Genomic DNA, 12,096 nt, shown 5'->3' on the forward strand with positions numbered 1-12,096 from the left:
CGCGCTTACACGTCGCGATCGCGGAAGAGAGCTTCAGCGGTCACGAGGTCGTAGAAGAAGAGGCGGGGGGCGAGAGGGAGGACGTCGGCAAGCATGGGCATGTCCTCCTTGAGAAGGGGGCTTTCCATGATGATGTCGTTCGCCGCGGCGCGAGACGCCAGGGCGAAGGCATAGGAGATGTAAGGCATCCACGCAGCGGCATTGAGCTCATCAGCCGTGTTTCCGCTGGCAAAGGCGCCCAGCGCGATGAGGGTATGGCTGACGGACATGTCAACGCCCGCGTTTTGCACCAGGGATGCGAGTGCGGTGGCGTCCTTGCGCAGGTGCTCGATGGTGCCCAGCGCATCGAGTGCGCCGTTGTTGGCAAAGCACTCGCGCAGAGCGGCGACGCGGGCGGCCTCCCCCATCAGGTCATCGACGGGCGGTGTGGGGCTGTGAATGGTCGCAGCATTCAGCAGCATCGGGCGGGTTAGGCCATCGGCGCCGGATTCGCGCACGGCGTTCAGCTCCGCGTTCTCGCTGGCGGAAGGATCGAGCAGAAGATCCAGGTAGTTATCGGCGCTCGACTCGGCGGTGGGCTCCAGCGGAGAGTGGAACAAGCGCGTGCGCGCAAGCGAGCGGGCCTGCTGGTTCACGCTAACGCCGGTGCGCGCCAGGGCGTGGAGCGCGGCCTCCGGTTGGGCGCGCAGGCGGTCGATGGTGCTGTCGAACATCGCCTGCAGTTTCGGGTTGGGGCTGCGCTGGGAGAGCACGTGGAGTGCGCGGAAGGTGCCCCAGAGCTGCTCCGGGGTCCAGTCCTTCGAAGCCAGAGCGGCCGGTGAGCCTTCCGGCGTGACCACGATGGAGGCGCTGGAGGGGCGAGCGGGGGCGGCGAGGTTAGAGTCGGCGCGGAGCTCGCGGACGTCGACAAGCAATGAGCCCTGCTCAGCGAGGTCTGCGGGCAGTTCGAAGCCGTCCTCGGTTGCGGTGAGCTGGGTCGGTGCAACTGTTGGTTCAGCCAATGGCCAGGCCCAACCCACTACTTCTGCTGGCGCCTCAGCGTTCTGTTCGATAACGATGTTGGCATCGGCATCGAGGAGGCCGCGGCTGACGAAGGGAGACTTGCGGATGGTTGCCAGCGCCGCGTAAATCAGGCTGGTGGACGCGGAAGCTTCATACTCCACGATGCGCCGCTCCAAGCTGCGGGCCTGGTGGGCCGCGCGCTCCTCCGCCGGAAGGGAGTCCAGGTAGTCCTCATAGGACAGCGTGGACCACATGAGGAAAAGCTCCGCCGTTGGCTGCTTGCGCACGGCGTTGGCCAGCGCGGCATTGGGCACGGCGAGGCTGGTGACCGCTTGCGTCGTCTTCGACGTGCGGGCCAGCTCCTTGATCTTCTGCCTGCCATCGATGGTGACGAACTTGGCCAGCGGGAGTGGGCGCGGCGAGTGGACGGTGAACATGTCATCTTGATCAAGCTGGCCCGCGAAAATCACCGGCTTATCGGAGTGCTCGGTGGGCTCCAAGCCGATGCGCTTGACGCGGCTGAACAGGGCCTCGGGCCAGACATCGAATTCCAGCTCATAGCCAGCTTCACTGGCCACTACCTCGCGGCGAGAGACCTCGGTGTCCTCGAGGGTGCGAAGGCCCTTCTCCAGCGCGATGGGCTTCTTTGGCGGAGAGGCCAGCGTGTAGCTGAAGCGCGAGTGCGCGCCGAGGGCGTCGATGATGCGGAAGTCCATGCCGCGCGGACCGTCGTTGGTGGCGCGCATGTGGAGGCCCTCGGCGAGAGAGATGAAGCGGACGTCGACAAGCTCCTCGTCGTGCCACAGCGACACCTTGTAGCGGCCCACCCACGGGTCTTCGTAGAGGTCACCCGGGAAAGGCTCGGCGATGCCCGCGTCGAAGGTCTGCTCCGAAATCTCCTCCTGCTCGCCGCCGAGAGGCGCGTAAGTGAGATCGATGCGCCACTCCCCTTCCGCGATGAGGTGCACGCGCGGCGACTTGGTGAACACGGGCTCGTTGTCGAGGCCCCGGGCGTTGGGCAGGATGGCGACGTCAAAGTCCCACTCGAAATCGCCGTGCTTGGCGACGTCCACCGGCTCCCTCTGCGGCACCCTGACCTGATCCGGCAGCGGGCCCGCTTCCCAGCCGGCCCAGATGCCGAGGGGCTCAGCGGCCTCCAGCGTGCCCTGCGGCGCGATGAGCGTGGTGCGGTCATAGACGATAAACGGCGCCTCATCGGTGATGCCGGTAAAGGTGACGGTCTCGATGAGGTCCTCGTCGCCATCGCGCAGGGTGACTTCGATGCGGGTAAAAGGCCCAGGGATGCCGACTTCCAGCGGCTCTTCGGTGGCGAATTCGCGCACTGAGTGCGGGCGGTCGATGAAATGAGACTTGACCACCCACCGCGGATCCGTCAGGTCTGCCTCTGGGTAGGTAGCGGGCAGCTCCAGCATGAGGATGTTGCTGCCCCGGCGCAGTGAAATCCGGGGGCCCTGCTCGACGATGTCAGTAGTGACCACAGGTGTTGTGGGAAGTGAATAAATCTCCGCGCTCATTTGCCTCATCATAGGACACAGCGGGGTGCGGTTGCCATGTTGCTGGTAGACGGCCTTGTTGTCCTATGTGCAGGACAGGTGTCCTAAAGATAGGACAGATGGCTATAGTGGGGCTATGGACGCACTACAACTCCTCAAGAAAAGCCCGCTGAGCCTTAGTGAAATCTCGCGGCGCTCGGGAGTGTCACGAAATACGCTCAATCTGTGGTTGCGTGGGGCAGCTCAACCGAGTTTGGCCGGGTTGGACAAGGTAATGCGCGTGCTCGGATACGAGGTTTCCGTACAGGTGCACCGCATGAGCGATGCCGCCGCCGCGACAGCCGCCCGAGTTCTCCTGGGGGAGCTCAGCAGCGAAGAACCAGACGTTAAAGCCTGGATTGACCGCTTTGTGCAGTGGGGTGACGCTGCGGCCGTCGGTGGCAGCTACCAGGCTCTCATGGAACGGGCCGCGTGGGCCTCCAACCCATATGGTCGCCACGGGGCTCTCCACTTCTTACCGTCAAATCCCATAACGATTGCTTCAGCGGTTGATGCGAGTGGGCAAACTTGGGCGATGTCGGGTGCTTTTGCAGCGCAACGAGTCGCGGGGCAGATCGCAGGTGAAGAAGAACCTCAATCAACATTGATCTGGTGCACAAATCCAGCAGACATCGTGTCTTCATTGCCCACTCGGATCCGTGCCAGTTCTGAGCCCGTATCCGGAGGAATCACCCTCGTGTCTGTCGCTGGTGAAGAGCTCACCGGCGCAACTAATGAAGCCGGAATACACTACGTATCACCGCATCAGCTTGCCATTGATGTGTGCGCAGAAAACTACATCGGAGGGGCATAGGTGATGAGAAGGGCAACGAGCCGAGTGAGCTGGGAGCACCATGAGCGGCCGCATGTTTCGGAGTTGGGGACTGACCGTGCGTTATTTCGATTAACCAAGCAACTTCCTGACTTGGTGTGGAACGCTGCCGCGCTGGAAGGAAACACGTTTACCCTCCCAGAAGTCCGTACGTTGCTCGATGGCGTCACTGTGGGTGGGAAAGCACTTGCTGAACAGCAACAGATCTTGGACTTGTCGGAGGCTTTCAACTTGCTCCATGAGCTGGTTAGCCAACAAGAATTCGCGGTGGACAAAGGCATCAGTGATGCACTCCATGCCGTGCTTGCAAGGAACGAGGCCCTGGACGCTGGTCTTTTCCGTGGTGAAGGGCACGTGGAGGGAGATGGCGGTGGAGTGCGGCTCATGGATGGCGGGTTCATCCCTTTCGACCCTGCTGATGAATTGGGTGAAGCCCATGCCGATTTGCTGGTGTCCCTCCAAGGGCTTGAAAACCCAGTCGAGCAAGCGTTGGCCTATTTCTGCTCTGCCACGCGTAGCCAGTTTTACTTCGATGGAAACAAGCGAACCGCACGGCTTGTGGCGTCAGGCCTCTTGATGAGCAATGGCTACGCAGCACTTAATACCCCTAATGCGAGAAGGCTGGAATTCAACCTTGCCCTCGATGAACTGTTCCGATCCGATGACGCTACGACCTTGATGGACTTCCTGTATGACTGCCTAGAGGAGTCCTCCCAGTAAGCGCAGTCGGCCCTCCGCTTCCGAAGCGGAGGGCCGACGTGGGGGGCTGAATGCTCAGCGCATCCTTTAGTGCATAGTGCTGTAGTGCTTAGCGGAACATCTTCTGCAGAGCGGAGAAGTCAGCCTTGACCACGCCGACAGACTGCAGGAATGCGGCGATGGCGCCGAGCAGGGCAGCCACAACGCCTGCGCCCAAGAAGCCGGCGCCGACGGGGTGGCGTGGCTAAAAGGAACAGAGTTGACGACACCAGCGGACTTGTTGTGGTCAATTGCCTGCTCGGAGAATTCTTCAGGGAGTGGCCGTATGGGGACTTGCCCAGAACACTGTTGACGTCGGCAAGCACTGCGTGGACACCATAAAACGACAAACGGTGAACCCCAGGAGGTGGGATTCACCGTGGTGAGTGAATGGGCAGATTATGCCATCTGCAGCGTGGTCACGCAGGTACCGCCTTCGTCAGAGGTATCCAGGGGAACCTCGCCGGTCTTGCCGTCCTGCTCGATGGTGATGGTGCCCTTCTTGTCGGCCGGCAGCCAGTAGCCAATGAAGCCGTTGTCGAACGTCGTCGTGTCCTCGTTGACCAGCTCGTTTCCGGCGTCATCGGTGATGGTGACGTGGATGTCTTCCTTGCCGAGCTCACCAGTGCAGGTGGTCAGGGAGTGGTTGAAGCAGTCATGGGTCTGGGTCATGTACGGCGCGATGGAGACGTAGAACTTGTCCTCCGGCAGCGGCAGGGAGGCCTGACCCTGTTCAGTAGCGAGGATTAGCTCGTTCGGGCGCACGGAAGCGTGAAGATCGCTATTGCGCTCCTCCTTGGGCATGTGGTCCAGTTTGTCGATGATCTCCGGGCCATCCAACCCTTCGAGATCGAACTCGGCGAGGATCTCCTCGGCAGGCACCTGTTCGATGTCGGTGCTGGAAGCGGCGCTCTTCGAGGCTTCGCTCGGGACGGGGCTCTCCGTGGAGCAGGCGGACAGGGCGATGGCTGCGGCGCACACAGCCGCAAGAGAAATGAGGCGTTTCATAAGTCTTCCGAATGGGTCCGATTGTGTTTACTCAAGCCTATACCCCACCCGGGTATCCATCAATGGAATGAGAGAAGAATCATCTTTTCGTGCTACGCAGGCTAAACTCTCCCCTATGTCTGATACTTCGGCCGCAACTCTGCCGCCCTGCCCCGAATGCTCCTCTGAGTACACCTACGAAATGCCGCCGCTCATCGTCTGCCCTGAGTGCGCGCATGAGTTCTCCGCCGACGCTGCCGAAGCCTCGTCCGCGGAAGGAAGCGAACCGACCATCGTCGACTCCGTGGGCAATGCGCTTGCCGACGGCGACACGGTCACCGTTACCAAGACCCTTAAGGTCAAGGGCGCTCAGCAGCCGCTCAAGGCCGGCACCAAGGTGCGCGGCATCCGCCTCAACTTCGATGCTGGAACGGGCCAGGAAGACCACAATATTGATTGCCGGATTGATGGTTTTGGCGCGATGAAGCTCAAGCCTGCTGTGGTGAAGAAGGTTTAGTGTAAAAACCTGCGTGGGGGAGATTCGGAGGTACTCCCCTACCGCGAGCTAATAGCCGGCATGGCTCCGCACGACAGCTACCCTGAGTTACATGATTACCGGCGCGCTCAAAAACAACGTCGACCGCATCTGGGACACCTTCTGGTCCGGCGGCATTTCTAACCCCGTTTCCGTCATTGAGCAGTTCACCTACCTGCTCTTTATCAAGGATTTGGACGAGCGTCAGGTCCAGATTGATAAGCGCCGGGCGTTAGGAGATCCCACCGCGACGGAAGACATCTTTGATGCCAGCCAACAGGATCTGCGGTGGCGCAATCTCATCGAGGACCGTGATATCGCCCGCCGCAAGGCCACCATCATCACCAAGGTCTTCCCCTTCCTCAAGGAGATGGGCGGCACAGGCTTCCAGGGACACATGGCTAACGCCTCCTTCGAGATTGAATCTGAGGCCACGCTCTCGCGAGTCATGGAGCTCATTGACCAGTTGCGCTTTCCGAACAAAGACATGAAGGGCGACTTGTATGAGTACATGCTGGACAAGCTGTCCACCTCGGGCACGAATGGTCAGTTCCGTACACCCAGCCACATCATTGAGCTCCTCGTCGCACTCATGGAGCCGACGCCAACGCAGCGGATCATCGACCCGGCTTGTGGCACCGCGGGCTTCCTGGTGGCCGCCAACGATTGGGTTGCTCAGCATCACCGCGAAGACCTCTACAACAAGGACACGCGCTCTAAGTTCATCAAGAAGGGCCTGACGGGTTTTGACTTTGACAAAACCATGGTCCGCATTGCTGCGATGAACATGTTTATGCACGGTTTTGAAGAGCCCAACATCTCGCACCACGATTCCTTGCAGAAGCTACCCACAACGTTTGATGAGGCCTTCGACCTCGTGTTGGCCAACCCGCCTTTCGCGGGCAGCCTGGATAAGGACTCCATCGATCCCAAACTCAAGTCCGTGACCGCGGCCAAGAAGACGGAGATCCTCTTTGTTCACCGCTTCCTGCAGTTGCTCAAGCCGGGCGGCCGTGCCGCAGTGATTGTCCCTGAAGGTGTCCTCTTCGGCTCCACCAAGGCGCACAAGGCTCTTCGCAAAACCTTGGTTGAGGATCAGCGCTTGGATGCTGTCATCAAGCTTCCTTCCGGCGTATTCAAGCCCTACTCGGGTGTGTCCACCGCAGTCCTATGCTTCACCCGGACGGATTCCGGCGGCACCGACGAGGTGTGGTTCTATGACGTCACGGCGGATGGCTACTCCCTGGATGACAAGCGCACTCCGCTTCTCGACGCCCCATTGCTCGGCCCCTCCCCTGCCTCCCACATCCAGGACTTAAGTGATCCCGCGCTTGCCGACGTCCCCACTCCCGTCACCCTCACCGACGAGCAGCTGAAGCTCAACAACCTTCCGGACGTGGTGGCTCGCTGGCATTCCCGCACCACCGATGAGCGTGAGCGCGCTCGCACCGACTACTCCTTCACCGTGCCCAAGGAGGAGATCGCCCAAGCCGACTACGACCTCTCCATGAACCGCTACAAGGAGATCGTCCTCGAAGCACAAGAAACCCGCGACCCCATGGACATCATCGCCGAAATCGAAGAACTCGACCGCGACATCTCCCAAGGCCTTGCCAACCTTAAGGCCATGCTCAGCGAGGGGAAATAGCATGGCAAGTACTGCAAAGCATGATTGGCCGATGGTGCGGTTGGGGGATGTGTGTGAGGTCGTTTCAGGCGGTACGCCGAAGACGAGTGTTGAGGAGTATTGGGGCGGCGAGATCCCGTGGGTGACTCCTGCCGATCTAAGCAAGCTCAAGGGACTCGAAATATCTTCTGGGGAACGAGCTATTACTCAAAGAGGTGTTGACAAAAGCTCTGCCGTGCTTCTTCCTGCAGGTAGTGTAGTGCTTTCGAGCCGCGCACCAATTGGATATGTAGCAATCGCACAAGTGCCCATGGCTACGAATCAGGGCTGCAAGAGCTTCATTCCTTCCTCCGAAGTAGATTCACGCTACCTAGCCCACTATTTGCTTTCACAGAAAGATGCCCTTCAGTCGCTGGGTACAGGTGCGACATTCAAGGAGCTCTCCAAGTCAAGAGCTGCGGACATTCTTATCCCTCTCCCTCCTCTCGACGAGCAGCGCCGTATTGCGGCGATGTTGGATGAGGTTGATGATGCACTGGCTAGGGTTAAACAGTCTTTGGGGGATTTGCTTCAGCTTAAGCAAGAATTGTTCACGGATTTGTTCTTAAGAATGGAGCGGGAATCAACAGCAATTGGTGAGTACCTCGAATCCACTCAGTATGGAACTAGCGACAAGGCGAACGAGAATGTCGGCATTCCGGTACTGCGAATGGGGAATGTCTCTTACAACGGCGAAATTGAACTTTCAGATTTAAAATACGTTGAGCTCGACATCAAGGATCGAGAGAAATACTCGCTGAAGGCCGGTGATTTACTCTTCAACAGGACGAATAGTAAGGACTTGGTGGGGAAAACCGCTGTCGTCCCAGCGTTGCCGGAGGAGTATACGTATGCAGGCTATCTAATCAGATGTCGAGTAAACGATAAAGCAGTTCCTGAGTATATCTCCGGGTACCTCAATTCGGTTCTTGGTAAGAAGATTCTGCGAAACACCGCAAAAGCAATTGTGGGAATGGCGAATATCAACGCCAATGAGTTGAAGAGGTTGCCAATTCCTAAAGCATCATTGGACGAGCAACAAGAGTTCGCATCATCAACTTCGCGAATCGAAGACGTTGAATCTCAGATGAAACGTCAGAGGAAACTTCTGCAAGAACTACAAGAATCCCTATCCATCCGCGCATTTCAAGGAGAGCTCTAATGGCTATCGAAAGATGGGAAGCCTACATGGGCCCGGTGCTGGAAGCTCTTAATGCGAATGGAGCTGAGATCCGGCGTAGGGAGCTCATCGAGATAACTGCGACTTATGCGGGCATTACTGATGAAGAGCGCCTTGAGACCATTGCGTCGGGGCAGTCGCGCTTTGATAACCGTGTTGGGTGGGCGTTGACATTCCTTAAGAAAGCGAATGCTATTACTTCACCGGCTCGGGCGCGGTTTCAAATAACAGACTTTGGCCGTGATCTCTTGGCGCGCTACCCGTCCGGGTTAACGGAAAAGCAGCTGTTGGGAGAGATTGCAGGCACGGAAGCGGCACTAACGTGGAGAGGCCGGAATCCTCGGCGTAAGCCTGGGGACGAGGTAAGCGCTGATAAGCAAAGCGTACTTCCAGAGGCCGAGAGCGAGCTCGACCCGGTAGAGCAGGTGGAAACAGGTGTGTCTCGTAACAACGAATTCGTGGCTGGTGAGCTGCTGACTCGGTTGCACGACAATGAGCCGGCGTTCTTTGAACAGGCAGTGCTGGACTTGCTCATGGCCATGGGATATGGCGGTACGCAGGGCAAGGCTACACGCACGCAGTTATCCAACGATGGTGGAATTGACGGGATTATTGATCAGGATGCGCTGGGGCTGTCCCGCATTTACGTGCAGGCTAAGCGGTATGCGTTGGATAAGAGCATCGGCCGACCGGCTATTCAGGGATTTGTGGGTGCGCTGCAGGGGGCGCAGGCGGATCGAGGGGTGTTTCTGACTACAGCGACGTTTTCGGATAAGGCGCAGGAGTATGCGGATGCGGTGTCGTCACGCGTCGTTTTAATCGACGGGGACAGGTTGGCGAAACTGATGATTCGTTACGGCGTGGGCGTGCAGGTCAAGAGGACCGTGGCCCTGGTCGAGGTGGATGAGGACTATTTCGAGTAGGTAGGGGCGGATTCTTGCGTTTGCGGGAGCGAGTGCAGCCTTTCGCAGCGTTGAAAAATGACAGGCGCCCAGCTCAACGAAATGGAGCTGGGCGCCTGTCATTAGTCGGGTCAGGGAAACTATTTCCGCCCTTTTGTCTTAAAAGAGTTAATGGCGATGACCTAAGAAGCCAATCTCTAGAAAGGGAGCTTGAACCCTAGTTGCGGCAGGAAGGCCACAACACCAATACCTGCGGCGGCAAGAATTGCCAAGACGATGGCGATGATTCCGCCAGTGGAGGAACCGCTGTCATTGCTCTTGTTGGGCTTCGGTGCTGGAGTGGTTGTGGTCGGCTTTGCGGGCGCGGTGGATGTAGGCGCAGAGGTGGACTTGGTCGTGGTCGGCTTGGGCTTGGTTGTAGTTGGCTTTGCCGTGGTCGGCTTCGCGGGTGCGGTAGGAGTAGCTGCCGGGGTGGTCTTAGCCGGACGGGTTGTGGTTGGTTTCGTCGAAGAAGGAGGCACAACGGAAGTGGTCGGTGCCGTGGTTGTGCTAGTGGACGGAACTGGTTCAGAGGTCGGCGGCGTAGTAGAGGCCTCAGCTTCGGACTGTTCCTTCGCGAGGTAGGCGTTTTCGCAAGCACCAGCAAGGGTGACAGTGGAGCTGAAGGGCAAGGTAAAGCCCATGACTTCGAGGCCTGCTACGGCTTCGAATTCATCCTCGAGAGGTTGCAGACGAAGCTCCCCTGGCTTCATGAGGTTGGTCAGCTTTTGAGAAGTAGTGGGGAAACCAGCCTGTAGACCTGTGGAGTACGAGGGCACCTGTGCCCGAAGATCCATGGCAGAATCCTCGACTTCACCGTTCTGTGAGTTCACTACGGGGAGATCGCCGTAGGGATACTCAGCGAGTTCGCTGGGAGTCCAATTGCGCGCCACTTCCCAATTGAAGGGATATCCGTTGGCCGCCCACTCCTTGTATTCGGCCTCAGTGTCAGAATTGGTGAATACGAGGTAGGAAGCGTCCAAGCGGTCGTAGCCCTGAGCCACAAGCTCAGCCTCAGTGGGGAGCGCAAAGCGGCTGAGAGACCAGAAACTTAGCATGTTGTGGGTCTGAGGGGCGGAGTCTAGGCGGGCAAAGCTGTCCGCATACTGTGGGAAGTCCTGGCGCATGCGGTTCTGCAGTTTGGTTTGTTCCTCGAGTTTCGCAGCGAAGTACTTCTTAGAGATTTCCTTTTCCGCGGAGTCGAGGGAGACCACGCAAATCTCTTTGCCGTTGCGAGTGTCCAACTGAGCATCGAGAGCAGTAGCGGAAGGGACAGAAACCAAGGAGAGCGAAACGGCGATGGAGACTCCAAGTCCGAGCCGAGAGTATGTCATGGGAGAGTTCAACTTTCAGAGAAGAGAAATAGTGACCTTGTAGTTATAGCTCAAGATTGTGTCTGAAGTCTTGGTTATTAGTAATCAAAATTATTTTTATGGATCTGCTTGTTTGTTGGCCTGCTGCCTTGAAGAAACGATGCATGCCGCAGCATGAAATTGAGTAGGCATTCATCGGGCACGAGGAGCTGCGTTCGCCCTTTCGAATTTTTCGAATTGCCCTATGATGGCCTTATGGATGAGGCACGGAATCACCGCCCCCACACGACGCTTCCGCCGCAGGACCTGAAAGCCATGCTTGACGTGAGCAGGTTCTTAGAGCAGCAGTCGGGACCTACTGCGCTAGTGGGGCCCGACGGGCAGGCGGTAGATCTGCCCGAGGAGGCATTGAGCGTGTTGTTAGACGCAGTTCACGCGATGCAGCAAGGAAAGGCCGTGACTGTTGCGCCCGTAGACCAGTTGCTTACAACGCAGCAAGCGGCAGATTTTCTGGGCATTAGTAGGCCGACTCTGGTGAAGAAGCTTGAGGATGGATCGATAGCATTTGAGCGCACTACCGGAGGAAGACATAGGAGAGTGCGGCTCGTTGACCTATTGCGGTATCGAGATGGGTTGCGGAGTGAACGCCGCAAAGCACTGCGAGAGCTGGCGTCCGAGGCCCAGCGTGCTGGTGCCTATGACGTAGATACTCTAGATAACACTGACGGCGCTCTTGACATTACGCAGATCTTTAAGAACGTCCGCAAGGAAGCGGCGCAGAAGGCTCGGCGTGGATAGTCTGTCAGCGCATCTGGATGGGGTCATGCAACGAGCTGTCCGCTTAAGCCATCACAAGCGGTCGTCACGGTCCAGTAGCGAAATAATGTCGGTTCCAGGACGCAGATTGTCTGTGTGCCTTGGCTGCGGGGCTGTGGCGGCTGGCTGTGAATAAGGCTCTGGAGCGTGGCTCAAAATTCCGGCAGCCACTAACTGCTTCACGGGGCTATCTGGGGATGAGATGGGGACAATTCGAACGATGGCTTGATCGCGGTCAGTGATGATCACGTTGTGACCCGTAGCGGCCACTGCACGCACTATGTGCTCAGAACGCTGGGTGAGTTCGCGCAAAGAAATACTGGTCATCGTTTTAGCTGCCTTGTCTGAACATCCGGTGGACGGGTGTTTTGTCCTTCTTTATTGGTGTCCTTGTTTTGATTGGTGGACCTTGGAACAGCCAACTGTAGAACTGCAGGACAACGGTGATTTTAGTGGCGTATTTAGGCAAGGACAAGGGGCGAATGCAGTGATTAACCAGGGAGGACGGCGACAGGTCAGGGAAGAGAGAGGCT

11 protein-coding genes are annotated in these 12,096 nt (G+C 58.0%); 7 read left to right on the forward strand and 4 right to left on the reverse strand.

Annotated elements, in window-relative coordinates; translation table 11 throughout:
* Positions 1–5: 5 nt before the first annotated feature.
* Positions 6–2,537: a hypothetical protein gene (locus HMPREF2792_RS11280; RefSeq protein ID WP_232748538.1), complete on the reverse strand. Its 2,532-nt coding sequence runs from the start codon at positions 2,535–2,537 to the stop codon at positions 6–8.
* 115 nt (positions 2,538–2,652) lie between these two features.
* On the opposite strand from HMPREF2792_RS11280, the gene HMPREF2792_RS11285 reads away from it, so the two are divergent.
* Together HMPREF2792_RS11285 and HMPREF2792_RS11290 are read left to right on the forward strand one after the other, a co-directional pair.
* Complete coding sequence (locus HMPREF2792_RS11285; RefSeq protein ID WP_070533677.1) at positions 2,653–3,369, forward strand: helix-turn-helix domain-containing protein; 717 nt, start codon at positions 2,653–2,655, stop codon at positions 3,367–3,369.
* A 24-nt stretch (positions 3,370–3,393) separates the two neighbouring features.
* Positions 3,394–4,107 (forward strand): Fic family protein, encoded by a 714-nt coding sequence (locus HMPREF2792_RS11290; RefSeq protein ID WP_232748540.1) that lies wholly within the window; start codon positions 3,394–3,396, stop codon positions 4,105–4,107.
* A gap of 417 nt (positions 4,108–4,524) precedes the next feature.
* On the opposite strand, the gene HMPREF2792_RS11295 is transcribed toward HMPREF2792_RS11290, so the two are convergent.
* The gene (locus HMPREF2792_RS11295; protein WP_070524155.1) at positions 4,525–5,133 is read right to left on the reverse strand and encodes a CueP family metal-binding protein; all 609 of its coding nucleotides are present in this window, start codon (positions 5,131–5,133) and stop codon (positions 4,525–4,527) included.
* Positions 5,134–5,248: 115 nt separating this feature from the next.
* Here HMPREF2792_RS11295 and HMPREF2792_RS11300 point away from each other — a divergent pair, with 115 nt between their 5' ends.
* The 4 genes from HMPREF2792_RS11300 (at position 5,249) to HMPREF2792_RS11315 (ending at position 9,416) form a co-directional block, all read left to right on the forward strand.
* Positions 5,249–5,629 carry a zinc ribbon domain-containing protein YjdM gene (locus HMPREF2792_RS11300; RefSeq protein WP_070524158.1) on the forward strand — a complete coding sequence of 127 codons (381 nt, stop codon included), beginning with the start codon at positions 5,249–5,251 and terminating at the stop codon, positions 5,627–5,629.
* 91 nt (positions 5,630–5,720) lie between these two features.
* Positions 5,721–7,295 (forward strand): type I restriction-modification system subunit M, encoded by a 1,575-nt coding sequence (locus tag HMPREF2792_RS11305; protein WP_070533678.1) that lies wholly within the window; start codon positions 5,721–5,723, stop codon positions 7,293–7,295.
* A 1-nt stretch (position 7,296) separates the two neighbouring features.
* Positions 7,297–8,475 (forward strand): restriction endonuclease subunit S, encoded by a 1,179-nt coding sequence (locus HMPREF2792_RS11310; protein ID WP_083306434.1) that lies wholly within the window; start codon positions 7,297–7,299, stop codon positions 8,473–8,475.
* The gene (locus HMPREF2792_RS11315) at positions 8,475–9,416 is read left to right on the forward strand and encodes a restriction endonuclease (RefSeq protein ID WP_070533681.1); all 942 of its coding nucleotides are present in this window, start codon (positions 8,475–8,477) and stop codon (positions 9,414–9,416) included. The genes HMPREF2792_RS11310 and HMPREF2792_RS11315 overlap by 1 nt, the downstream gene beginning before the upstream one ends.
* 176 nt (positions 9,417–9,592) lie before the next feature.
* Here the strand turns inward: HMPREF2792_RS11315 and HMPREF2792_RS11320 are convergent, their stop codons facing one another.
* Positions 9,593–10,768, reverse strand: a complete 1,176-nt coding sequence (locus HMPREF2792_RS11320; protein ID WP_070533683.1) for a hypothetical protein — start codon at positions 10,766–10,768, stop codon at positions 9,593–9,595.
* Positions 10,769–11,062: 294 nt separating this feature from the next.
* Here HMPREF2792_RS11320 and HMPREF2792_RS11325 point away from each other — a divergent pair, with 294 nt between their 5' ends.
* Positions 11,063–11,545, forward strand: a complete 483-nt coding sequence (locus tag HMPREF2792_RS11325; protein ID WP_232748541.1) for an excisionase family DNA-binding protein — start codon at positions 11,063–11,065, stop codon at positions 11,543–11,545.
* Positions 11,546–11,596: 51 nt separating this feature from the next.
* On the opposite strand, the gene HMPREF2792_RS13490 is transcribed toward HMPREF2792_RS11325, so the two are convergent.
* Positions 11,597–11,890 (reverse strand): type II toxin-antitoxin system Phd/YefM family antitoxin, encoded by a 294-nt coding sequence (locus HMPREF2792_RS13490; protein WP_083306435.1) that lies wholly within the window; start codon positions 11,888–11,890, stop codon positions 11,597–11,599.
* Positions 11,891–12,096 lie beyond the last annotated feature (206 nt).

This window comes from Corynebacterium sp. HMSC068H04 (genome assembly GCF_001811255.1).
GTDB classification, from domain to species: Bacteria; Actinomycetota; Actinomycetes; order Mycobacteriales; family Mycobacteriaceae; genus Corynebacterium; species Corynebacterium hesseae.